At 57.7% G+C, this 21,927-nt stretch carries 23 protein-coding genes; 16 read left to right on the top strand and 7 right to left on the bottom strand.

Annotated elements, in window-relative coordinates:
- Window positions 1–5: 5 nt before the first annotated feature.
- The 3 genes from WG939_RS01055 to ypfJ all read right to left on the bottom strand — a co-directional run bounded on the left by WG939_RS01055 (window position 6) and on the right by ypfJ (window position 2,556).
- A complete protein-coding gene (locus WG939_RS01055; RefSeq protein ID WP_339981672.1) occupies window positions 6–659 on the bottom strand; it encodes a histidine phosphatase family protein in 654 nt (217 codons plus the stop codon).
- Window positions 656–1,561 carry a prephenate dehydratase gene (gene pheA / locus WG939_RS01050; protein ID WP_339982585.1) on the bottom strand — a complete coding sequence of 302 codons (906 nt, stop codon included), beginning with the start codon at window positions 1,559–1,561 and terminating at the stop codon, window positions 656–658. Before pheA ends, WG939_RS01055 begins: the two co-directional genes overlap by 4 nt.
- A gap of 122 nt (window positions 1,562–1,683) precedes the next feature.
- Complete coding sequence (gene ypfJ / locus WG939_RS01045) at window positions 1,684–2,556, bottom strand: KPN_02809 family neutral zinc metallopeptidase (RefSeq protein WP_339981671.1); 873 nt, start codon at window positions 2,554–2,556, stop codon at window positions 1,684–1,686.
- 145 nt (window positions 2,557–2,701) lie between these two features.
- On the opposite strand from ypfJ, the gene aspS reads away from it, so the two are divergent.
- From aspS to WG939_RS01030, 3 genes are all read left to right on the top strand, one after another.
- Window positions 2,702–4,507: an aspartate--tRNA ligase gene (gene aspS, locus WG939_RS01040; protein ID WP_339981670.1), complete on the top strand. Its 1,806-nt coding sequence runs from the start codon at window positions 2,702–2,704 to the stop codon at window positions 4,505–4,507.
- Between the two features lie 172 nt (window positions 4,508–4,679).
- Window positions 4,680–5,924 carry a phosphotransferase gene (locus WG939_RS01035; RefSeq protein ID WP_339981669.1) on the top strand — a complete coding sequence of 415 codons (1,245 nt, stop codon included), beginning with the start codon at window positions 4,680–4,682 and terminating at the stop codon, window positions 5,922–5,924.
- Between the two features lie 3 nt (window positions 5,925–5,927).
- Window positions 5,928–7,268: a replication-associated recombination protein A gene (locus WG939_RS01030; protein WP_445227845.1), complete on the top strand. Its 1,341-nt coding sequence runs from the start codon at window positions 5,928–5,930 to the stop codon at window positions 7,266–7,268.
- On the opposite strand, the gene WG939_RS01025 is transcribed toward WG939_RS01030, so the two are convergent.
- Complete coding sequence (locus tag WG939_RS01025; protein ID WP_339981668.1) at window positions 7,265–8,083, bottom strand: DUF6882 domain-containing protein; 819 nt, start codon at window positions 8,081–8,083, stop codon at window positions 7,265–7,267. The genes WG939_RS01030 and WG939_RS01025 overlap by 4 nt on opposite strands.
- A gap of 114 nt (window positions 8,084–8,197) precedes the next feature.
- Here WG939_RS01025 and alaS point away from each other — a divergent pair, with 114 nt between their 5' ends.
- The 13 genes from alaS to WG939_RS00960 all read left to right on the top strand — a co-directional run bounded on the left by alaS (window position 8,198) and on the right by WG939_RS00960 (window position 19,929).
- Window positions 8,198–10,858 (top strand): alanine--tRNA ligase, encoded by a 2,661-nt coding sequence (alaS, locus tag WG939_RS01020; RefSeq protein ID WP_339981667.1) that lies wholly within the window; start codon window positions 8,198–8,200, stop codon window positions 10,856–10,858.
- A gap of 56 nt (window positions 10,859–10,914) precedes the next feature.
- Window positions 10,915–11,409 carry a Holliday junction resolvase RuvX gene (ruvX, locus tag WG939_RS01015; RefSeq protein WP_339981666.1) on the top strand — a complete coding sequence of 165 codons (495 nt, stop codon included), beginning with the start codon at window positions 10,915–10,917 and terminating at the stop codon, window positions 11,407–11,409.
- A complete protein-coding gene (gene mltG, locus WG939_RS01010) occupies window positions 11,406–12,557 on the top strand; it encodes an endolytic transglycosylase MltG (protein WP_339981664.1) in 1,152 nt (383 codons plus the stop codon). The genes ruvX and mltG overlap by 4 nt, the downstream gene beginning before the upstream one ends.
- Entirely contained in the window at window positions 12,557–13,306 is a 750-nt protein-coding gene (locus WG939_RS01005; RefSeq protein WP_339981663.1) for a shikimate dehydrogenase, read from the top strand. Before mltG ends, WG939_RS01005 begins: the two co-directional genes overlap by 1 nt.
- A gap of 6 nt (window positions 13,307–13,312) precedes the next feature.
- Complete coding sequence (locus WG939_RS01000; protein ID WP_339981661.1) at window positions 13,313–13,666, top strand: A24 family peptidase; 354 nt, start codon at window positions 13,313–13,315, stop codon at window positions 13,664–13,666.
- An 85-nt stretch (window positions 13,667–13,751) separates the two neighbouring features.
- Window positions 13,752–14,954, top strand: coding sequence for a chorismate synthase (aroC, locus tag WG939_RS00995; RefSeq protein WP_339981660.1), 1,203 nt, complete (start codon window positions 13,752–13,754; stop codon window positions 14,952–14,954).
- Window positions 14,954–15,454, top strand: coding sequence for a shikimate kinase (locus tag WG939_RS00990; RefSeq protein WP_339981659.1), 501 nt, complete (start codon window positions 14,954–14,956; stop codon window positions 15,452–15,454). The genes aroC and WG939_RS00990 overlap by 1 nt, the downstream gene beginning before the upstream one ends.
- The gene (aroB, locus tag WG939_RS00985) at window positions 15,451–16,464 is read left to right on the top strand and encodes a 3-dehydroquinate synthase (RefSeq protein ID WP_339981657.1); all 1,014 of its coding nucleotides are present in this window, start codon (window positions 15,451–15,453) and stop codon (window positions 16,462–16,464) included. The genes WG939_RS00990 and aroB overlap by 4 nt, the downstream gene beginning before the upstream one ends.
- Complete coding sequence (aroQ, locus tag WG939_RS00980) at window positions 16,461–16,883, top strand: type II 3-dehydroquinate dehydratase (RefSeq protein ID WP_339981656.1); 423 nt, start codon at window positions 16,461–16,463, stop codon at window positions 16,881–16,883. The genes aroB and aroQ overlap by 4 nt, the downstream gene beginning before the upstream one ends.
- 5 nt (window positions 16,884–16,888) lie before the next feature.
- The gene (locus WG939_RS00975; protein ID WP_339981655.1) at window positions 16,889–17,977 is read left to right on the top strand and encodes an aminopeptidase P family protein; all 1,089 of its coding nucleotides are present in this window, start codon (window positions 16,889–16,891) and stop codon (window positions 17,975–17,977) included.
- Between the two features lie 35 nt (window positions 17,978–18,012).
- Window positions 18,013–18,576: an elongation factor P gene (gene efp, locus WG939_RS00970; RefSeq protein WP_339981654.1), complete on the top strand. Its 564-nt coding sequence runs from the start codon at window positions 18,013–18,015 to the stop codon at window positions 18,574–18,576.
- Window positions 18,576–19,073: a transcription antitermination factor NusB gene (gene nusB / locus WG939_RS00965; RefSeq protein WP_339981653.1), complete on the top strand. Its 498-nt coding sequence runs from the start codon at window positions 18,576–18,578 to the stop codon at window positions 19,071–19,073. Before efp ends, nusB begins: the two co-directional genes overlap by 1 nt.
- A 25-nt stretch (window positions 19,074–19,098) precedes the next feature.
- The gene (locus tag WG939_RS00960; protein WP_339981652.1) at window positions 19,099–19,929 is read left to right on the top strand and encodes a PPK2 family polyphosphate kinase; all 831 of its coding nucleotides are present in this window, start codon (window positions 19,099–19,101) and stop codon (window positions 19,927–19,929) included.
- Here the strand turns inward: WG939_RS00960 and WG939_RS00955 are convergent.
- From WG939_RS00955 to WG939_RS00945, 3 genes are read right to left on the bottom strand one after another with little or no spacing between them, the layout of a single operon-like run.
- Window positions 19,910–20,266, bottom strand: coding sequence for a YbjN domain-containing protein (locus tag WG939_RS00955; protein ID WP_339981651.1), 357 nt, complete (start codon window positions 20,264–20,266; stop codon window positions 19,910–19,912). The two genes, WG939_RS00960 and WG939_RS00955, sit on opposite strands and share 20 nt — an antisense overlap.
- Window positions 20,257–20,601, bottom strand: coding sequence for a YbjN domain-containing protein (locus WG939_RS00950; RefSeq protein WP_339981650.1), 345 nt, complete (start codon window positions 20,599–20,601; stop codon window positions 20,257–20,259). The genes WG939_RS00955 and WG939_RS00950 overlap by 10 nt, the downstream gene beginning before the upstream one ends.
- A complete protein-coding gene (locus WG939_RS00945; protein WP_445227844.1) occupies window positions 20,594–21,895 on the bottom strand; it encodes a TIGR01777 family oxidoreductase in 1,302 nt (433 codons plus the stop codon). The genes WG939_RS00950 and WG939_RS00945 overlap by 8 nt, the downstream gene beginning before the upstream one ends.
- Window positions 21,896–21,927: the final 32 nt, after the last annotated feature.

The raw sequence follows: 21,927 nt of genomic DNA, 5'->3' as shown, positions 1-21,927 counted from the left end.
CTGCCCTAGATCTGTACGGCTGATTCCGCCCAGCGCTCGATGGTCCACTGCCCGAAGGGCTTACCTTCCGGGCGCAGGACCACAAAGCGACAGTTGGCAAGGTACGCGCCAAAGGCAAAGTCTGGATCAATGCCTGAGGCGTGCGTGGAAACCACGCGGATTGCCGCGCCGTGGGACACCACGATGGTGTCCTTGTCGGCGCCTACGAGGGATTCCAGTACTGGCTGGTAGCGATGCAACACGTCGCGATGGTTTTCGCCCTCCGGCAGCATCGAATCCTCGTCGCCGTCCAACCAGCCGCGGAATGCATCGGTGTATTGCTGCGCAGCTTCTTCACCTTGAGTGCCTTGGAGTGTGCCGGCGGAAATTTCATGGATGCCGAGGCGGATATCGATGGGCAAGCTACCAGGTGCCATCGAAAAATCTTCCTCAATTGATGCTGCAACGCGCATTGCGGTCTGCTGGGCACGAATGGCGACCGAAGTAACGATGCGCTCGACATTTCCTGGACCGCAGTATTCCGCCAATTCATGTCCCACATCGACCGCCTGCTGCTGACCTAGCTCAGTCAGCTCAGCTCCCGGTGGCCGCGCATCCAACACGCGGTTCAGATTTGAAAAGGTCTGTCCGTGGCGGAGCAAGATCAATCGTCCGGTCATGAAATTCCCTTCCTCAACTTCTCGATGTACTCGTCAGCTTCCGCCAACCTAGTCAAATGTGAATTGTCGTGGGGTAGTGGGCTCGCAGATGGCCAACTTCCCAAGTACTGCAGGTCCTCAGCATGAAGGTAAAGCGCGCGCAGGGATTCGGCAACGGGAAGGTCGTCGATATGCCCAATCAAGTCAGCATAGAAACGGTAGGTACCCAGCCCGGTGCGTGTCGGGCGGGATTCGATGCGGGATAGGTCGACCCCGCGAAGGGCAAACTCGCCCAGGGCTCGCACGAGAGAACCCGGTACGTTGGGCAGCGTGAACGCCACAGATGTGCGGTCCTGTCCGGTTCGTGGCGTTGGTTTTGCCCGCTTTCCGACGAGCACGAATCTCGTTCGGGCCCCAGCAACGTCGGCAACTTGGCTTTCGATGACTTCCAGCCCGAACAATTCCGCAGCGCGCAGTGGTGCCGCCGCTAGATCCGCGCGACCGTTGGCAACAGCTTCGGCAGCAGCCGCATTCGAGGACGCGGGAATAAACGAGGCCTCTGGAAAATGAGCCTGGAGCCAGGCCTTAACTTGCTGGAACGCCACTGGGTGAGTAGTGAACGTCGAGGTTCCGGAATCCGGGCGACGCATGATGGCAAAAGCGACGTCTACATCGATCTCGTGAAAAATCTGCACGTCCTCATGTGCAGACAATGCGTCAAATGTTGGGGTGACGGGGCCATCGACCGAGTTCTCAATTGCCACACACGCGTACTCCACTGCGCCATTGGCCACAGCTGCAACTGCCTCGGCAGGGGAGGAAACTGGAATTCCTTCGGGCGGTTCAATGACGCCACTGCGAGCAAACTCCAGCATCGCTGCCTCGGTAAAAGTGCCTTGAGGACCCAAAAATGCGACGCGAATTCCCATGGCTCACCAGCCTACTAGGCGCGCCTACCAGGTGCCCAGGTTCAGATGAACTTACCCCCACAACGCAAAAACCCGCACCCATGGTGGTGCGGGTCGAGATCACGTGCGTTTTGATACTACTTGTAAACGCCACGTCCCAAGGTATCGCAGGACTTCATAGTGCCTTCGTGGTAACCGGTCAGGAATGCCTTCGCGCGGGATTCCGAGGAACCGTGGGTCCACAGATCCGGGCGGACGTCGCCGCCGGTGCGGGACTGAATGTTGTCATCGCCAACCGCACGAGCGGTCTTCATCGCGCTTTGAACCTGTTCTTCGGTGATGGTCTCCAGTCGTGCGTCTGGGCCCTTATCTGCGTGGTGGGCCCAGATGCCGGCGTAGCAGTCGGCCTGGAGCTCAATCTTCACTGCGTTGGAGTCTGCGCCAGGGTCGTTGTAGTTGGACAGGCCCAGCGTGCCTTCGATCTTTTGCACGTGGTGGCCAAACTCGTGGGCAACGATATACATCTGAGACAGCGGTGCGTTCTCGCCACCGAGCTTGGTGAGCTGGTTGAAGAAGGACACGTCGAAGTAAGCGGAATCGTCGCCAGGGCAGTAGAACGGACCGGTGTTTGCGGACGCCATGCCACAACCCGACATCGTGGAGTTCTCAAAGACCACGAGCCCTGGATCCGTGTACTGGATTCCAGCCTGCTCAGGGAGGATCTTCTGCCAAACGTTGTTGACGGAAATACCCGTCTCTTCCACACGGCATTCAGCGCGGGTATTGGCGGCCTCCGCGGTGTCGCAGCCTTCGAGATGGCCAGACTCTTGTCCAGTTTGCTGGGTAGGCTCGCCGAGAATTTGGCCGATGTCTGCCGGGTTGCCACCGAGGAGAAGGAACAATCCCACCAAAACAAGGGACCCGATACCGCCACCGGCTGCCATGCGGCGTCCGCCGCCACCCTTTCGGGCGTAATTGGACGAGTAGTCTGCATCTTCACGGAATGTCATAGCAACAATCCTGACACAGTTCTTGGAGTTTTGGCAGCATTACCAAAGATTGCGGGTTAACGAACCTTGGCTACCTTCGTCCGGGTAAACTGGCTGAAGTTAAGTTCATCAATGCGCGTTGTTGCTGGAAGGACACGATCTACAAGTGTTGCGTACTCATCTTGCGGGCGAACTCCGTAAGGATACCGTTGGCCAAATTGTTACTCTTACTGGTTGGGTGGCGCGCCGTCGTGACCATGGCGGAGTTATCTTTATCGACCTTCGTGACCGCTCTGGCCTTGCCCAGGTAGTGTTCCGCGAGAGCGAAGTTGCTGAGCGCGCTCACGCGCTTCGTTCCGAATACTGCCTGCGCATCACGGGCACTGTAGAGGCTCGACCAGAGGGCTCGGAGAACCCGAACCTTGCTTCCGGTGACATTGAAGTGAACGTCACCGAGCTCGAGATCCTCAACGAGGCAGCACCGCTTCCATTCCAGATCGACGACCAGTCGAACTCTGGTGAAGTTGGCGAGGAAACCCGTCTTAAGTACCGCTACCTCGATCTTCGTCGCGAATCTCAGGGCAATGCGCTGCGTTTGCGATCTGAGGTTAACAAGGCAGCTCGTCGCGTCCTCGATGCTAACGACTTCACGGAAATCGAGACGCCAACGTTGACTCGTTCCACTCCAGAGGGCGCCCGCGACTTCCTGGTTCCAGCTCGCCTCAAGCCTGGTTCTTGGTACGCCCTTCCACAGTCACCACAGCTGTTCAAGCAGCTGCTGATGGTTGCAGGTATGGAGCGCTACTACCAGATTGCCCGTTGCTACCGTGACGAAGACTTCCGTGCTGACCGCCAGCCTGAGTTCACCCAGCTGGACATCGAGATGTCCTTCGTGGACCAGGACGATGTCATGGCGCTCGGTGAGCAGCTCGCCACCGAGATCTGGAAGCTCATCGGCTACAACGTACCAACTCCAATTCCGCGCATGACCTACGCAGATGCGATGAAGTACTACGGCTCCGACAAGCCGGACCTTCGTTTCGACATCAAGATCGTGGAATGCACCGACTTCTTCAAGGACACCACCTTCCGCGTGTTCAAGAACGACTACGTCGGCGCCGTCGTCATGCAGGGTGGCGCTTCCCAGCCACGTCGTCAGCTTGACGCATGGCAGGAGTGGGCAAAGCAGCGCGGTGCAAAGGGCCTGGCCTACATCCTCGTCGGTGAAGACGGCGAGCTCGGCGGCCCCGTAGCCAAGAACATCACCGACGAAGAGCGCGCAGGTATCGCAGCGCATGTCGGCGCTCAGCCTGGCGACTGCATCTTCTTCGCTGCTGGTGATGCCAAGAGCTCTCGCGCTCTGCTGGGTGCTGCCCGCGGTGAGATCGCTCGCAAGCTTGACTTGATCAAGGAAGGCGACTGGGCCTTCACCTGGATCGTCGACGCACCACTATTCGAGCCTTCCGCTGACGCTACTGCATCCGGCGATGTCGCCCTCGGACACTCCGCTTGGACGGCCGTGCACCACGCCTTCACCTCCCCGAAGCCAGAGTGCATCGACAACTTCGAGGAAAACCCTGGCGAGGCTCTGGCTTACGCCTACGACCTCGTATGCAACGGCAACGAGATCGGTGGCGGTTCGATCCGTATCCACCGTCGCGACGTTCAGGAGCGCGTGTTCAAGGTCATGGGCATCTCCGAAGAAGAGGCTCAGGAGAAGTTCGGTTTCCTGTTGGAGGCATTCTCCTACGGCGCGCCTCCTCACGGCGGCATCGCCTTCGGCTGGGACCGTATCGTGTCCCTGCTGGGTGGCTTTGACTCCATCCGCGACGTCATCGCCTTCCCTAAGTCCGGTGGCGGTGTCGATCCGTTGACCGACGCTCCTGCGCCAATTACTGCCCAGCAGCGTAAGGAAGCAGGCATCGACGCTAAGCCAAAGAAGCAAGAAGAGCAGCAGGCTGCAAAGGCCTAGGTTCGCCCTAATCGCCTAAGAAAGTGGCGCCAGTTGCGGCAAAGCCGGCTGGCGCCACTTTCTTAACTGGCACCCAAAAGGGCGCAGCTATCAATATTGATCTGTTTTCTGCAACCTCCAAGACGTAGAATAAGATCATCCTGAACTGATGGGTTCAAGAAAGGACCACGCAATGCCGACGGATTCAGAAATAGTCGGGCTAGCAGCTGAGCTACTCTCACGACGACTCGGTGGCGCCCAATCCCTTTCTGATCCGGAAGTTCTTGGCGGTTCTGGGGAGGCTCGTGTTCTCCGAGCTAGGGTGGCCCCATCGCCATTCCTTGATGAACGGTCCGTCGTCATCAAGTACGTACCAGCCTCTGAGGACCCAATCGATGATGCAGCTCTGCTGCGAGAAATCGTCGCTTACCAGTTCACGAATTCGTTGAGTGAAGACGTCCGTCCTGGCCCCATGCTTTTGGCCCATGATGTCGAACGTCGCATCATCGTGATCACCGATGCTGGAGACAGTTCTACCTACGAGGAATTGCTCAGCCATCCCGATATTGATGTGCGTATTCAGCACTTAAGGAATCTCGGTAGGTCGCTTGGCAAGCTTCACGTCGGCACTGCCATGCACGAGCAGGATTTCGATGTCCTGCTTGGTCGCATGCTGAAGACTCATCCTGACACTGAGCATCTGCAAAACTTGCGCGACATGTCTTTGCTGGCAAGCATCGACAATGGGCTAGAGCTCATCGCGCAATCCGGTGTGCATGTTCCCGAGACAATCTACTTGACAGCTCGGGAAGCGAAGCGTCGACTGATGTCTGGCAAACACCGGGCTTTCACTCCGTTCGACCTTTCCCCCGACAACATTGTTGCTGCTAAGCGCACCTATTTCCTCGACTACGAGTGGGCAGGATTCCGCGACGCGACTTTTGATGTAGCCTGTGTCATCGCAGGTTTTCCGCAATTCGTGGCAGCGCGCATCATCACCGATGAAGAGGTTGACGGCTTTATCGAAGCGTGGGCGCGCGAGGTGCGGGAGATCTGGCCCAATGCCGATGACGTCGATAGGCGAGGGGCCCGTATCATCACTGCGCTCGTTGGGTGGGCGCTGGCCAGCGTGGCGTACTTGTATCACGGCTCCATGAATCAGGCAGTTTCCTTCGTTGGTGCAATCGATGACTGGGAGGGCGAGCTCGATCCGGAGCTCGAAGCCTTGGTCTCAGCTGATGTGGATGCTGAATTCAACTTGTTTACCGCCGATTTCCTTTCGGAGGGCACTGCGGAAGGCAAGCTGGTTCGTAAGGACTTGTTCGAAACTTTTGAAGCGCTGGCGCGTTTCGCTGCCCGTTGGGAAGACGGTCGGTTCGATGACGTCCATCACTTCGCAGCGGATATCGCTGAGCGATTGCGCAGCTCGGAGGGGTAAAACGTGAGCCAGGATTCTTTGTTCCCTGGAGAGCCAAGTGCAGCGGCCGACGATTATTTTCACCCACAACACGACGCGCCGCTCGCGGTGCGTATGCGCCCTCGGTCGCTTGATGAAGTGGTCGGGCAAAAGCACGTCCTGGGCCCAGGCACGCCACTGCGCAGGATCATTGAGGGCTCCGGCGAAGCATCAGTTATTTTGTACGGGCCCCCGGGCACTGGCAAAACCACGATTGCATCCCTAATCAGCGCTGCTGCCGCCGACAATTTCGTCGCTCTGTCCGCGCTCACCTCCGGTGTTAAGGAGGTCCGAGCCGTCATCGATCAGGCTCGCCGAGATTTGGTGCACGGCACAAAAACGGTGCTCTTTATCGACGAAGTCCACCGCTTTTCCAAGACGCAGCAGGATGCGCTGCTTGCTGCCGTAGAAAATCGCACGGTGTTGCTTGTCGCAGCGACCACCGAAAACCCCTCATTTTCCGTCGTCGCTCCGCTATTGTCCCGCTCACTGTTGATTCAACTCGAGTCACTAAGCGCTGAGGATATCCGCCAAGTCATCATGAGGGCTGTGACTGACGAGCGTGGCCTGGCTGGGGCACTAACGGTGACCGAACCGGCCGTCGATATGCTCGTGCAACTTGCGGGTGGCGACGCGCGTCGTAGCCTGACGTACCTGGAAGCAGCCGCCGAGGCGGTGCCCGAGGGTGGCGAGCTTAACGACGACATCGTCGGTGCCAACATCAATCGGGCGGTCGCTCGCTATGACAGGGACGGCGACCAACACTACGACATCACGTCCGCGTTCATTAAGTCGATTCGTGGTTCTGACGTGGATGCTGCGTTGCACTACCTTGCGAGGATGATCGATGCAGGGGAGGACCCGCGATTCGTAGCCCGGCGCCTGGTCATTCACGCGAGCGAAGACATCGGTATGGCTGACCCGACCGCACTCCAGACCGCGATTGCTGCCTATCACGCCGTCAGTTTCATCGGTATGCCTGAGGCTCGCATTACCTTGGCTCAGGCCACCATCCACCTCGCGACGGCGCCAAAGTCTAACGCCGTCTACGTAGCCATTGACCGCGCGCTTGCCGACGTTCAAAGCGGCAACATTGGGGTAGTGCCTCCGCACCTTCGTGATGGGCACTATGCGGGAGCGGCAAAGCTCGGCAATGCCGTTGGATACCAGTATCCGCACGATGATCCACGCGGAGTAGTAACTCAGCAATATCTGCCGGAGGAGCTTCAGAGCGCGGTGTACTACGAACCGACAACACACGGAGCGGAAAAACGCCTATACGAGTTCTTGGGTCGCCTGCGACGTATCGTGCGCGGAAAAAGCTAAGCAACCGGGAGTCGACGTACTGTTCCTTCCGGGCCGTCCATTCGGACTTCGATGTACTCCGGGCCTCCGTGTGGTCCAAGATGGAACACATTCGGCGCCGGGTTGGCAAACACCCAATTCAGGTGACGTGCGAGCCCTCGTAATCCTAGGCCAAAGTCGTAGCGGTTAGTGACGCTCATGATGAGCAAGTCCGTCAGTTGATGAAAAACGTCCTCAAAGGTGATTGGTGGCGGCGCTGGAGAAAAATCGGAGGTGAGAACGACGAAACCTGACGTCGGGGAAGTGGATACCCACTGCGGGAAATAGCCCGGCCCCAGAACCTCGACTGCGACACCGCACAGGAAACGGTAAGCATCGACAAGCGCAGAGTGACGCTGTTCTTCGGGTGTTTCTGGATGTGCATAGTAAAAGGCTGCGGAACGAAAAGCCTGCAGACCGTGCTGAGCACCGAAGTCGAACAGCTTGTGGGGGACCGGTGACAAGTCGCGTCGGTCGGCAAACATGTCTGCAAAGCCCCACAGGACGGACGTGGGATCAGTAGCGATTGAAGCCATCAAGTGAGCTTTCGCTCTGATCACAGGCCGATCTTCTTCACCGGGCCGGTAGTACTGGGCGAAAGGCGGATTCGCAGCGAGTTCAATGTTTCGATGGAAATCGTTTCGAATACCATCCGGGTTATCCAGGCTCGGCACCATCTCAGGAAACACCGAACTACCAATCCACCTGGTAAGTACCTTTTGCTCAATTTCCGAATAGAACAGGCCATGAATCCCGACGGACTGTACTTGCCGATAATGCTCCAAAGAAGGCTCCATGTGCGCAATGGTAGCGAACAAGATGAAAACCTGTGGTCGTCGAAAAGCAAGAGAGTATTGCGGGTAAAGTAGGACGCTGTAACTTATTGGCTTAACAAGCGAGGAACATCCGTCGTGCAGACCCATGAGATTCGGGAACGTTTTACCCAACACTTTGTCAAGGCCGGCCACACCGCCGTGCCCAGCGCATCCCTGATTCTGGACGACCCAAACCTGCTGTTCGTCAACGCCGGCATGGTGCCGTTCAAGCCATACTTCCTCGGTCAGCAGACCCCTCCTTTTGAAACTGCGACCAGCATTCAGAAGTGCGTGCGCACCCTGGATATCGAAGAGGTGGGCATCACCACTCGCCACAACACCTTCTTCCAGATGGCAGGCAACTTCTCCTTCGGCAACTACTTCAAGGAGGGGGCGATTACGCACGCCTGGAACCTGCTCACCGGTTCCCTCGAAGACGGCGGCTATGGATTTGACCCAGAGCGACTGTGGGTGACTGTTTACCTGGATGACGATGAGGCAGCCGACATTTGGCACAACAAGATCGGCGTGCCAAAGGAGCGCATCCAGCGCCTGGGCATGGCTGATAACTACTGGTCCATGGGCGTGCCCGGCCCTTGTGGTCCTTGCTCCGAGATTTACTACGACCGTGGTCCTGAGCACGGCAAGGACGGCGGCCCAATCGCCGACGACAACCGCTACCTCGAGGTCTGGAACCTCGTCTTCATGCAGAACGAGCGTGGCGAGGGCATTGGCAAGGACAACTTCGAGATCCTCGGCCCACTGCCTAAGCAGAACATCGACACCGGCATGGGCGTCGAGCGCATCGCCTGCATCCTCCAGGGCGTGGACAACGTCTACGAAACCGACTTGCTGCGCCCGGTAATCGATGTCGCTGAGAAGCTCACCGGCGCAACCTACGGTGAAAAGCAGGAAGACAACATCCGTTTCCGCGTCATCGCCGACCACTCCCGCACCGGAATGATGCTGATCCTGGATGGCGTCACCCCAGGCAACGAAGGTCGCGGCTACATCCTGCGTCGCTTGCTGCGCCGCATCATCCGCTCCGCACGTCTGCTTGGCGCCCAGGGCGCCACGATGGAGCAGTTCATGAACACCATCATGGACACCATGACTCCGTCCTACCCAGAAATCGCAGACTCCCGTGAGCGTATCCTCGCTGTTGCCGTAAACGAGGAGAAGGCATTCCTCAACACCCTCGAATCCGGCACCAAGCTCTTCGAAGATGCAGCCGCCGAGGCAAAGGCAGCAGGTCAGACCACCCTCGCTGGCTCGGAAGCTTTCACCCTGCACGACACCTACGGCTTCCCAATTGACCTCACCCTTGAAATGGCTGCCGAAGCTGGCCTGAACGTTGACGAAGAAGGCTTCCACACCCTCATGGCCGAGCAGAAGGCCCGCGCCAAGGCAGATTCCCAGGCCAAGAAGCACGGCCACGCCGACCTGTCCATCTACCGCCAGTGGGTAGATGAACACCCAACCGAATTCGTTGGCTACGACAACCTCGAAGCAGAAGCGAACGTCATCGGCTTGCTGGCAGGCGGAGAGAAGAAGTCCTCCGTCTCCGCGGGCGAAGAGGTTGAGGTCATCCTCGATGTCACCCCAATGTATGCGGAGGCTGGCGGCCAGCTCGGCGACCGCGGCCTGATCCGCGCTGGTGGAGCGCTTCTCGACGTCTCCGACGTCCAGAAGATCGGTAAGAAGCTCTGGGTCCACAAGGCAGTGGTCAAGGAAGGCCAGCTCGGACTCGAATCCGTGACTGCGAGCGTCGATAAGCAATGGCGTCACGCAGCACGTCAGGCTCACACCGGCACCCACCTCATTCACGCGGCGCTGCGCCAGGTGCTCGGCCCAACCGCCGTGCAGGCAGGCTCCATGAACAAGCCTGGCTACCTGCGCTTTGACTTTAACTACACCGAGTCGCTCACCCCAGAGCAGCTGCACCAAATTGAGCAGATCACGAACCAGGCAGTGGACAACGACTGGACCGTGAACACCATCGAAACTTCCCTGGAGGAAGCTAAGGCCATGGGAGCGATGGCGCTGTTTGGCGAAAACTACGGCTCCGAAGTACGCCTCGTAGAGATTGGTGGCCCATTCTCCATGGAGCTGTGCGGTGGTACCCACGTAGCGCACTCCTCGCAGGTCGGCCCAGTTGCTGTTCTCGGTGAGAGCTCCGTTGGCTCCGGTGTTCGACGCATCGAGGCATACTCCGGTCTGGATTCTTTCACCTACCTGTCCAAGGAGCGCGCGCTTGCAGCAGGTCTTGCCGCATCGATGAAGGCGCCTTCTGAAGAGCTTCCAGAACGCATCGCTCAGCTCACTGAGAAGCTGAAGGCTGCTGAAAAGGAAGTCGAGCGCATGCGCCAGGCGCAGCTCGCAGCTGAAAGCCTGAAGTATGTTGAGTCTGCGCAGGATGTTAACGGTTTCCACGTCATCGCAGTGCAGCTCCCAGCTGGCATTGACGGCGGTGAACTTCGCAGTATTGCAACTGAACTTCGTGGCAAGGTTGCAGACAAGGATGCCGTCATCGTGCTGGGATCTGAGAACGAAGGTGGCAAGGCACCATACATTGTCGCTGCTACCAAGTCCGCTATTGCTCGTGGCGTGAAGTCCGGTGACCTTGTAAAGGTCATCGGGGAGTACGTCGATGGTCGTGGCGGCGGAAAGCCAGACATGGCACAGGGCGCTGGCAGCAACATCGCAGGCCTCCAAGCTGGTTTCGAGGCTGTTAAGTCCGCGCTCGAGCGAGTTTAAAGACACGCCCTCAGAGCTGCTGCAATTTAGTTGCAGCAGCTACTAGGTTGGAAGGCATGGTGAAACCGGACTCTCCTGGAGAAAACGACCCAGGACAAGGGCGCCGACTCGGACTCGATGTCGGTACCGTCCGTATTGGTGCCTCCTATTCCAACAAGGAGGCCACCATGGCTATGCCATTGGAAACGATTCCCCGCAAAACCGGGTTCAAGGATCGAGACCAAGAGGACATTGAGCGGATCCTCGACATTATCACTGAGTACGAGATCGTAGAAGTCGTTATCGGCCTACCACGCGATTTAAAGGGCAATGGCTCGTCCAGTGTGAAACACGCAAAGGAATTTGCATTTCGGATCCGCAGGCGCATGGACATCCCGGTTCGCTTTGCCGACGAACGGCTCACCACCGTCGCAGCCCTAGGAGCAATCCATTCCGCAGGCAAGACGGAGAAACAAACCCGCTCAATCATCGACCAGGTTGCAGCAGTAGCGATTTTGCAGTCTTGGCTCGACGCGCGCACTAGCTACCTAGAAAGGGCGAATGACGCATGAGAATGGAACCTAAATACCGTAAGCGTCGCGAGCGAGGTCTGGCGGTCCTCGTAGCCTGTTTGCTGTTGCTGGTCGGAACGATTGCCTATGTTGGCTACGTGCGATCAAATCCCCCGAGCATGATGGATTTTAAGGGTGCCGGTAGTGGCGAAGAAGTCATGGTCGAGATCGCCGAAGGCGAGACCATCTCTCAGCTCGGACCTGAGCTGGTCAAGGCCGGGGTGGTGAAGTCCAACGGCGCGTTCCAAGCTGCCGCGGGAAAAAACGACAAGGCCTCGAATGTCACCCCTGGTTTCTACCGAGTGCAGAAGCAGATGTCTGCGGAGGACGCTGTTGCTGCGCTGGTGGACCCTAAAAACAAGGTCGAACTCCTGCAGATTCCGGGTGGTCAAACACTGGCGGACGTGAAGGTCGTTGGTGGGCAAACCCGGAAGGGCATTTACTCCAGTATTGAACAAGTGACCTGTAAGCACTCCAATAATTGTGTGAAGGTAGCTCAACTGGAGCAGGTAGCTGCCACCACGGATCCTGTGGCATTGGGTGTTCCAGCCTGGGCCCTTGACCCGGTTAAGAAGCGGGGCAATGACCCGAAGCGATTGGAGGGCTTGATTGTTCCGGGACAGTACGTCATCAACCCGAAACACAATGCGGAAGAGATTCTGCGCGACCTGGTGACCCGATCTGCGAAGCAATACGAGGAGTCGGGGATTGTGAACCGGTCCCAGGCAGTTGGCCTGAGCCCATACGAACTGCTGACCGCTGCCTCGCTGGTTGAGCGTGAGGCGCCTCGAGGGGACTTTGACAAGGTAGCCCGCGTGATCCTCAACAGGCTCAAGGAGCCAATGAAGCTCGAGTTCGACTCAACGGTGAACTATGGGCTCGCTGAGCAAGAGATTGCAACGACGAACGAGGACCGCGCTCGCCAAACCCCGTGGAATACCTACGCCAAGGAGGGCCTGCCTGAGACTCCAATTTCCGCGGCCTCTATGGAAGCCATTCATGCGATGGAAAACCCGGCCCAGGGCGACTGGCTGTTCTTCGTCACCATCGACAAGCAGGGCACCACGGTCTTCAATAGGTCGTTTGAAGATCACCAGCGCGATACGCAGAAAGCCATCGACAACGGCGTTTTGGACAGTAACCGCTGATGACCAAGGCAGCCGTACTTGGAAGTCCCATCGACCACTCTTTATCCCCGGTGCTTCATACCGCGGGGTATCGAGCACTCGGCATGGACTGGACTTACGAGAAGATCGAGTGCACCGCTGAGCAACTCGAAGGCACCATTTCAGACGAATACGCCGGTTATTCGGTGACGATGCCTTGCAAGTTCGCAGCGCTCGAGTGTGCGGACAGCGTGTCTGACCGCGCCATCGAAATTGGGTCTGCAAACACATTGGTGCGTACTGCAACCGGGTGGCATGCGGACAATACAGACTGTCTCGGCGTGCTTGGAGCCATTGCTGAGCTTGGTTTCCAGCCCTCCTCAGCGGTCGTCCTCGGCGCCGGTGGCACCGCACGTGCTGTGCTGTGGGCGCTGCGATCCCTGGGGCTGTCCCACGTCACGGTCATGAACCGTAGCGATCGCACCGCGGAGCTTGCGAGCCTTATCGACGTCCATTGGCTGCCACTGGGCGAGATCCCCGCCACTGACCTGGTTGTATCGACGCTTCCGGGTGATAGCGCGAAATCCTTGTCGATTAATGCGCCCCTGTTTGACGTCAGCTACAGTCCGTGGCCGCCACCGCTTATCGAACAAGCGCAGGCGAAGGGAATTCCTTGCGTCGGCGGACACGTGATGTTGGCACACCAGGCTTACGCACAGTTTGAGCAGTTCACGGGCAAAGCAGCGCCGCGTGAACAGATGCGCGCGGCGCTGGAGGCTGCGCTATTCTAAGGCCCCATGGGGGTATTTCTATGGGCGACAGCCCTGTGTGGTTATGACATTTGCTTTCGGCGGTTGCCCAATTGGCTCACTTTGCCCGCGGCAGCCTTGACCTTTTATCTCTATCCAATGAGCATTCTTGGTGGCGTGCTCTGGGCGGCATTGTACTTACGCAAGGGGATTGGTGGCGGCGATACGAAACTGGCGCTGAGTCTCGGGACGGTGGCGTTGGCATCCGGATGGCTGCATTTGCTTGGTGCCATTGCCGTGGCTTCAGCTCTTACCGTTGGGCTGTGCATTCTCACGCGGCAGCGCTCGGCGCCTCATGGTCCCTCGATGCTAATCGGAACTGGGATGTTCACCTTGGTGTAGCGTCGGTCATTTTCGGTCACCTTTCATGTGACAAAAGGGGGGTGCCTGCTACCAATGATACGTGTCACATGAAAGAATAGACTGCATGCTTCGATGGACTACTGCAGGTGAATCCCACGGTCAGGCTCTGATTGCGCTCCTGGAAAACATGCCGGCCGGCGTGCCAATCTCGGCAGAGGAAGTGAGCTTTCAGCTCGCACGACGCCGACTCGGTTATGGTCGTGGCGCACGCATGAAGTTTGAAGCAGACGAAGTAACGCTCTTGACGGGTGTTCGCCTCGGTCACACACTTGGTTCACCAATCTCCATCATGGTTGGCAACACCGAATGGCCAAAATGGACGACCATCATGTCGGCAGATCCTGTGGACATGGAATCAGATGAGGTGCGTCAAGCCTTCGAATCTGGCCGTGGGGCCACACTCACGAGGCCACGCCCAGGCCACGCCGATTTCTCCGGCATGCTCAAATACGATTTTGACGATGCACGCAACGTTCTCGAACGAGCATCAGCCCGCGAAACGGCCGCACGTGTCGCAGCTGCCACGGTAGCTCGAAATTTCCTCAAGGAAGTTCTTGGCGTTGAGGTCATTTCTCACGTAGTTGGCATTGGCGCGTTCTCCTACGACGGCGTGGTTCCAACTCCTGCAGATCTGACTTCGATCGATGAATCGCCCGTTCGCGCCGCCGACAAGGAGGCGGAAGCGGGAATGATCGCTGAGATTGAGGCGGCGAAAAAGGCCGGCGACACGTTGGGGGGCGTCGTCGAGGTCGTAGTCCACGGACTTCCCGTTGGGCTGGGTACGCATGTTTCGAGCGAGCGCCGTCTCGACGCTCAATTGGCAGCGGCCCTCATGGGCATTCAAGCCATCAAGGGCGTGGAAATCGGCGACGGTTTTGCACAAGCCCGCAGCAGAGGAAGTGCAGCTCACGACCAGATCGTGCGCACCGAGTCGGGGATTGAAAGGCAGTCCAACCGCGCGGGGGGCCTAGAAGGTGGCATGACCAATGGTGAAACGTTGGTCGTTCGAGCTGCGATGAAACCTATATCCACGGTTCCACGTGCGCTGCGCACCATTGACATGAAAGATGGCTCTGCTGCAAGCGCGATCCACCAGCGCTCTGACGTTTGTGCAGTTCCCGCGGCAGGTGTAGTGGCAGAAGCTATGGTTGCCTTGGTGCTTGCGCGTGCAGTTTTGGAGAAGTTCGGTGGCGACAGCCTTACTGAGACGAAGCGCAACGTGGATAACTACCTCAAATACATTGAACAGCGATTGGAGTTTCACTAGTGCGTTCGTTGGTGTTGGTGGGCCCACCCGGGGCAGGTAAGTCAACCATTGGGCGTCGTCTAGCCCGCGCCCTCAGCCTTGACCTCATTGACACCGATGAGGCCATCGAACAGCGCTTTGGAAAGACCTGTGGTGAAGTGTTTTCCGAGCTTGGCGAACCGGCTTTTCGAAAGGTCGAAGAGGAAGTGGTCGCGGAGACACTGCAAGGCAGCGGGGTCATCAGCCTGGGCGGTGGCGCCGTGCTGAGCGCTGCTACCCGCGAATTGCTGCTGGACCGCGAGGTGATCTGGCTCGACGTGGACGTCCAGGAGGGCCTGCGTCGTACGCAAGATGATTCCCGCCCAGTTCTTCAATCGGAAGACCCAGAGGCGCGGTACAAGCAGATCCTGGCAGAGCGCGAGCCCCTCTATCGGGAGGTTGCGAGTTTTAAAGCTCGCACCAATGGGCTCACGCCACAGAAGATCGTCACGGAAATCTTGTCTTACCTGGAGAATCAATGAGCATTGCAGTAGGGGACTCCTACGAGGTCCATATCGGATCGGGCGTAATCGCCGAGGTTGCTCAGGTTGAAACGCGCAAGGCTCTTATCGTGCACCAACCTGTCATGCGCGAGTTGGCAGCAAAGTTGGCAGCGCAGTTCCCTGAGGGCTACACCTTCGAAATTCCAGATGCGGAAGAGGGAAAGACTCTCGCCGTTGCAGGACGGGCCTGGGACGAGCTAGGAAAGCGGAATTTCAGTCGTTCTGACTTGGTTGTTGGCCTGGGAGGAGGTGCGGCGACAGACATCGCTGGCTTCATTGCTTCCGCCTGGATGCGAGGCATTCGCGTGGTCCAGGTTCCGACTTCACTGCTAGCTATGGTCGATGCGGCAGTTGGGGGCAAGACGGGCATCAACACCTCGGCTGGCAAGAACTTGGTGGGTGCTTTTCACGAACCGCATGCCGTGTATGTTGACTTGGATTTTCTGAAGACCTTGCCACGCGAGGAACTCGTGTCTGGTTCTGCGGAGATTATCAAGACTGGATTCATCGCGGACGAAGAAATTTTGCGTATCTACGAATCCGGCGAAGACAAGCTACCTGAGCTCATTGAACGCTCCATCGCAGTGAAAGCAAAAGTAGTGGCGGCGGACCTGAAGGAAAGCTCGCTGCGAGAAATCCTCAACTACGGGCACACCTTTGGCCACGCCGTCGAACTCGTTGAAAACTACCAGTGGCGGCACGGCAACGCGGTTGCGGTGGGAATGTCTTTTATCGCGCACCTATCAAAGCAGCAAGGGCTTATCGACGACGCATTGGTGCGTCGCCACCTAGACATTCTGACTCGGGTTGGCCTGCCTACCAGGTATGACGGTGACTTTGATCAGCTGTATGAAGCGATGACCCGCGACAAAAAGAACCGAGGTGGGGCGATTCGATTCGTCGCGTTGGAAGCTGTCGGTAAGCCAACCCGCTTGGAAAACATGTCTAAGGCCGATTTGCGCGCAGCATTTGAGGAGATGAACGCATGATTCTCGTGCTCAATGGTCCGAACCTTAATCGGCTGGGGAAGCGTCAACCCGAGATTTATGGGACCACGACCTTAGCTGACGTGGAAAGCCGTCTAAGAGATGTAGCTACCGAGCTCGGGGCGGATATTGAGTGTCGGCAGTCGAATCATGAGGGAGAACTCATCGATTGGGTCCACGAGGCCGCTGAGAACAGCTGGCAGGTCATCATTAATCCAGGTGGATTCACTCACACCTCGGTGGCGCTACGCGACGCGCTGGTTGAAGTCGATTTCGTCGAAGTGCACATCTCCAATGTCCACGCTCGTGAGCCATTTCGCCAGCACAGCTACCTTTCCCCGGTTGCTCGCGGTGTCATCGCAGGGCTGGGAACAAAAGGATACGAATTAGCACTTCGAGCATTGGTCGAAGACGTATCATAATTGGCATGACTTCGTTTGCCGATACTCGTTTTTCTAATCGTCGTCGTGCGCTGGCCGCAGCTCTTGCAGGTCAGCGCATCGATTCGATGCTCATCACTCACCTGACGCATGTGCGCTTTCTCTCCAATTTCTCGGGCTCCAATGCTGCGTTGCTGGTGAATAAGGACCTTTCGGCAACCATTTGTACGGATGGGCGTTACACCACCCAAATCGCTGAAGAAGTTCCAGACGTTGAAGCCCTCATCGAACGAAACAGCGCGGCCACACTGCTCAGTACCGTAAAGGGCCCACGTCGCGTCGGATATGAAGCCAGCTACGTCACTGTGGAGCAGCTAGGCAAGCTCCAGGAAGCAGCAGGTGAGGACGTCACTTTGGTCCCGATAACTGGGGTTATCGAGGAGTTGCGTCTGACAAAGGACGCAGTATCACTGCAGCGTCTTCGTGAAGTCGCAGCGCTAGCAACATCCTGCTTGGAACAAGTGATCAAGGGCGAGCTCAAGGGGCGCACCGAACGTGATGTGGCCGCGGAACTCGAATACCTCATGCGCAAGGCGGGAGCAGAACGCCCGAGCTTTGACACGATCATTGCATCTGGTCCGAACAGTGCAAAGCCACACCACGGCGCCGGGGACCGGGTTATCCAAGAGGGTGACTTCGTCACCATCGACTTCGGCGCCCACGACCGTGGTTTCAACTCGGACATGACCCGAACCTTCGTCATCGGAGAGCCGTCTGAGAAGCACAAGGAAATCTACGAGCTGGTTCAGAAAGCGCAAGCAGCTGGTGTGGCCGCTGCGGTGCCGGGAACCAAACTGGTAGACGTCGATAAGGCGTGCCGCGACATCATTGAAGCCGGGGGCTATGGCGAATACTTCGTGCATTCAACCGGTCACGGTCTCGGATTGGACGTGCATGAGGCGCCATATGCTGCAGTCTCCGGCACCGGTGAGCTTGCTCCAGGTATGACCCTCACAATCGAGCCAGGCATCTATGTGCCAGGGTTCGGTGGAGTGCGCATCGAGGACTCCTTGATCATCACCGATGGCGCGCCTGAGGTCATCACCATTATGAGCACTGACCTCATCGTGTTGTAGGATGTACGGGTTAGAACCTAAAGAGGGAGATTTTCGTGGCGACTACCGCTGATTTTAAGAACGGCCTTGTCCTCAAGATGGAGGGCAAGCTCATGCAGATCCTGGAGTTCCAGCACGTGAAGCCTGGTAAGGGCCCAGCATTCGTTCGCACCAAGCTGAAGGATGTTGTTGGTGGCAAGATCATCGACAAGACCTTCAACGCTGGTGTCAAGGTTGAGACCGCAACCGTTGACCGTCGCGACATGACCTACCTCTACTTCGACGGCTCTTCTTACGTTCTCATGGACGCTAAGACCTTCGATCAGATCGAGCTCGCTCCACACCTCATGGGTGACGGTGCCAAGTTCCTGCTGGAGAACATGGTTGTTCAGGTTTCCTTCCACGAGGGTGAGCCACTGTTCGCTGAACTGCCAATCTCCGTTGACCTCAAGATCGAGCACACCGATCCAGGTCTGCAGGGTGACCGCTCCACCGGTGGCACTAAGCCAGCAACCCTCGAGACCGGTGCTGAGATCCAGGTTCCACTGTTCATCGAGACCGGCAACGTCGTCAAGGTCGACACCCGCGACGGCTCCTACCTCTCTCGCGTTAACAACTAATGAGCATCGATTTCAAGCGACGCGGCTCGCGCTACAAAGCGCGCCGTCGTGCCGTCGACATTCTGTTTGAGGCAGAAGCACGGGACGTTGATCCGGTTGCTGTGGTCGAAGACCGAGTGGAACTGGCGCGCCTTCCGGAACCACCGGTTGCACCGGTAGCTCCGTACACCCGAGAGATCGTGAAGGGCGTAGCCGAAGAGCTCGACCGCATTGATGAGACGATCGCCCAATACCTCGCAGAGGATTGGACCCTCCCTCGCATCCCTGCGGTCGATCGCGCAATCCTGCGTGTTTCCACCTGGGAATTGCTGTTCAACCCTGAGGTCCCTCGCAAGACCGCTGTGGCTGAAGGCATTGAGCTGGCATCCGAATATTCCACAGATGTCGCTCCGCCATACATCAACGCCGTGCTCGATGACGTGATGAATTCCGGCCCTGCCGAGGTAGCCGCGGAAGAAAATACGGAATCGAACGAAGCAAACGAGGAACAGGGGTAGCACACCTGCACTAGACTGGCCTAGCATGAGTACCTTTACTACTGCCGAGGCCAGGTCTCTCGTTGATCCTGCCGTTGATCCGACTAGCACGCCAGGGTTCAAGGCTGACAAAGACAAAATCGCTGCCCAGGTAGCTGCGATTGAACCAGAACTGCGTGAGCTCCAGGAAAAGCTCTACGCCAACATGCGTTCGGGAAACAACCCCGGCAACGTTCTGATCGTTCTCCAAGGCATGGACACCTCCGGTAAAGGTGGCGTGGTCAAGCACACCCTCGACCCGCTAGACTCGCAAGGTGTTCATATCGCAAGCTTCGGTAAACCGACCGAAGAAGAACTATCCCATGACTTTTTGTGGCGAGTGCGCAAGGCGCTTCCAGGTCAGGGCAAGATCGGCATTTTTGACCGCTCTCACTACGAAGATGTCATCGTCCATCGGGTCCACCAGCTATCGAGCGCGGAGGAAATCGAGCGACGGTACGGGGCCATCAATGCCTTCGAAAAAGAACTAGTCGAAGGCGGAACCCGCATCATCAAGGTGTTCCTGCACATCTCGAAGGAATTCCAGAAGCAAAACTTGGCCGAACGCCTCGAGGACCCCGCCAAGTATTGGAAGTACAATCCAGGCGACGTCGACGAACGCGCACACTGGGACGAGTACCAAGAGGCATATCGCATTGCCTTCGACAAGACCAGCACCGACTACGCGCCGTGGTACATCGTGCCCAGCGATAACAAGCCGTACGCCCGCATGGTCGTCAAGTTTTTGCTTCTCGACGCGCTCCGCAGCATGAAGCTCGAGTGGCCGGCAGCTGACTTTGATGTGGCAGCCGAAAAAGCTAGAGTAGCTGCTTCTTAGCTTCGAAAAGATGATCCAGCCCAGTTTTGAGAAGATGCTGGAGTTGGTCATCACTGAGACCTGCTGCTGTAGGGAAGGTGTATTCCAGACGGGAGCAGGCCTCGGGGCCGTCGATAAGCGCTGCAGACACGAACAGCGGTGAGGCGTTCACTGCGTTGCAAGTGGGGATCGATGCTGCAGGAAGGTCCACGCGCATGACGATACTCGCTGGTAGTAGCAGGAATTGGACGAGATGATCGTTCAGATTCGCAACCCACAGCCGGGCAGTTGGGGTGGGGGTGAGCTGGACACCGATGGCGCGGGCGGCACTGAGGAGCCGAGGGTTCGTTACTTCCATTGCTTAAACCATTCGCAGGCGGATCCAATCGCGCCGAGTGTGGCGGCGAGGAAGAACCCGAGTTGATTGTCGTTAAGGTCGGGGCAGGAGAGGCCTTGTTTGAAGTAGAGCTCGTCGTCGATGAGGAAAGCTACCGGACTGCTGTGGTGAGCGTTCCACTCGTTGATGGCCGCCAGGCTGGTCCAATTCTGCCGGAAACGTGCGCTCACCAACACGGACTGTTCGGTAGAGAAAACGGTGATGGCGACATCGTCGAAACCTGTGGACACCGATCGCTCATCTGAAATGAATTCGATGCCTTCTTCTGCAAAGAAGTTTTGAATTCTGCTAAGCATTGTTGCCCCCTAACTCGTGCTTAAGTGTCTCAATGAGGGTTGGGTGACGAAACTGCCTAAGCGAGGTAGCGATCCGTTGGTCAGCCAATGCAAACTCGGTGGCGCCCTCCTTACCGAGCAGCAATTTCGGGCCTAGGCTTGGGATGTTGACTACCGCGGGTCGTCGAAGCTCTTTGGAAAGTACTTCCGCAAACTCCGCGTTTTGTACTGGATGCGGAGCTACGGCATTTAATGGTCCGGAAACAGTGGTGAAGAGGGCCTCGGCGTAGGCATCCACTAGGTCATCGATGCTGATCCACGACATCCACTGTTCGCCACTGCCCAGCGAGCCGCCAAGGCCGGTGGAGAACAGGGCCTTAAAGACCGGAAGCGCACCACCGCGGCCCGAGAAAACCATTCCGGTTCGCATCACCACGGTGCGCTTTGTGCAGCTAAGTGCGGCCGCCTCCCATTGAGATACCACGTCAGCGAGAAAGCCCTCGCCGGCTGGAGCAGCTGCGTCAACCGGCTCGTCGGAGCCACAGCGCGGGCCGTAGAACCCAATGGCAGATGCGGAAATCAACGTAGTGCACGTGTCGCTGCGTGACACTAGTTCGGCGAGTTTCCGGGTCGGTTCGACTCGGGAATCGCGCAACGCTCGCTTGTGGGATTCGCTGAATCGGCCGAACACGGGTTCTCCGGCCAAGTGGATGAGGGCGTCGAGGCCGTCGAGAAGCTGCGGTGATGGGGCTGATGGATCCCACAGACGCTGACCTTGTTTGGCATTGGTTCGAACCAACTGAACGACGCGGACACCCAGCGTGGTGAGGAATGCTGTGAGAGCGCGGCCGACCAGCCCCCTGGACCCGGTGATCCCGACAGTTATGGGTGCTATGTCTAGACGGGCAGCGGTAGCTAAATCGCCGAGCAGCTGGCGCTGGCGATACCCAAACGATGCACGAAGAGCAGCATGGGGGACACGCGTGTCAACGGTATCGGTCACTCTCGTGCCGTTGGCCTCATCTTCAAAGGTGTGGACGTGGCGCCAGTGCGCGAGAGACTTAATGGGAGCAGACACACATTCGTCGGCAAACTGCCGGCCACGGCGGTATGCGGTGATGTCGTGGCGGGCGATCCACTTGAGACCAGCAGGGAGTGCAAACACGGTGGTGCCATCAGCAAGACTGGTGGATTGACGCACGGGAGTCATGGGGAGAAAGGGGGGAGTCAGGCGTGCGACGGCACCCGAACGGGTGTGATATCTCCACACGGTATCGCGGTCGAAGGGCAAAAACTGCGAGGTGGTATAACTCATCGATCGTGCCTTTCGTCAGCGAGCGCCAACCG

The organism is Corynebacterium sp. H130, assembly GCF_037572395.1.
Classification (GTDB): domain Bacteria; phylum Actinomycetota; class Actinomycetes; order Mycobacteriales; family Mycobacteriaceae; genus Corynebacterium.
Note: the sequence above shows the minus strand (reverse complement) of the source record. Positions and strands in the feature narration are given on the sequence as shown.

Bases quoted from the DNA above. Each gene is read 5' to 3' on its own strand.
- WG939_RS00960 (WP_339981652.1), top strand. From the start codon at position 19,099: ATGAGTACCTTTACTACTGCCGAGGCCAGGTCTCTCGTTGATCCTGCC.
- ypfJ (WP_339981671.1), bottom strand. From the start codon at position 2,556: ATGACATTCCGTGAAGATGCAGACTACTCGTCCAATTACGCCCGAAAG.
- WG939_RS01005 (WP_339981663.1), top strand. From the start codon at position 12,557: ATGACCAAGGCAGCCGTACTTGGAAGTCCCATCGACCACTCTTTATCC.
- ruvX (WP_339981666.1), top strand. From the start codon at position 10,915: ATGGTGAAACCGGACTCTCCTGGAGAAAACGACCCAGGACAAGGGCGC.
- aroQ (WP_339981656.1), top strand. From the start codon at position 16,461: ATGATTCTCGTGCTCAATGGTCCGAACCTTAATCGGCTGGGGAAGCGT.
- WG939_RS00945 (WP_445227844.1), bottom strand. From the start codon at position 21,895: ATGAGTTATACCACCTCGCAGTTTTTGCCCTTCGACCGCGATACCGTG.
- WG939_RS01025 (WP_339981668.1), bottom strand. From the start codon at position 8,083: ATGGAGCCTTCTTTGGAGCATTATCGGCAAGTACAGTCCGTCGGGATT.
- aroC (WP_339981660.1), top strand. From the start codon at position 13,752: ATGCTTCGATGGACTACTGCAGGTGAATCCCACGGTCAGGCTCTGATT.
- WG939_RS01000 (WP_339981661.1), top strand. From the start codon at position 13,313: ATGGGGGTATTTCTATGGGCGACAGCCCTGTGTGGTTATGACATTTGC.
- mltG (WP_339981664.1), top strand. From the start codon at position 11,406: ATGAGAATGGAACCTAAATACCGTAAGCGTCGCGAGCGAGGTCTGGCG.
- WG939_RS00975 (WP_339981655.1), top strand. From the start codon at position 16,889: ATGACTTCGTTTGCCGATACTCGTTTTTCTAATCGTCGTCGTGCGCTG.
- WG939_RS01035 (WP_339981669.1), top strand. From the start codon at position 4,680: ATGCCGACGGATTCAGAAATAGTCGGGCTAGCAGCTGAGCTACTCTCA.
- WG939_RS01055 (WP_339981672.1), bottom strand. From the start codon at position 659: ATGACCGGACGATTGATCTTGCTCCGCCACGGACAGACCTTTTCAAAT.
- WG939_RS00950 (WP_339981650.1), bottom strand. From the start codon at position 20,601: ATGCTTAGCAGAATTCAAAACTTCTTTGCAGAAGAAGGCATCGAATTC.
- nusB (WP_339981653.1), top strand. From the start codon at position 18,576: ATGAGCATCGATTTCAAGCGACGCGGCTCGCGCTACAAAGCGCGCCGT.
- aroB (WP_339981657.1), top strand. From the start codon at position 15,451: ATGAGCATTGCAGTAGGGGACTCCTACGAGGTCCATATCGGATCGGGC.
- WG939_RS00955 (WP_339981651.1), bottom strand. From the start codon at position 20,266: ATGGAAGTAACGAACCCTCGGCTCCTCAGTGCCGCCCGCGCCATCGGT.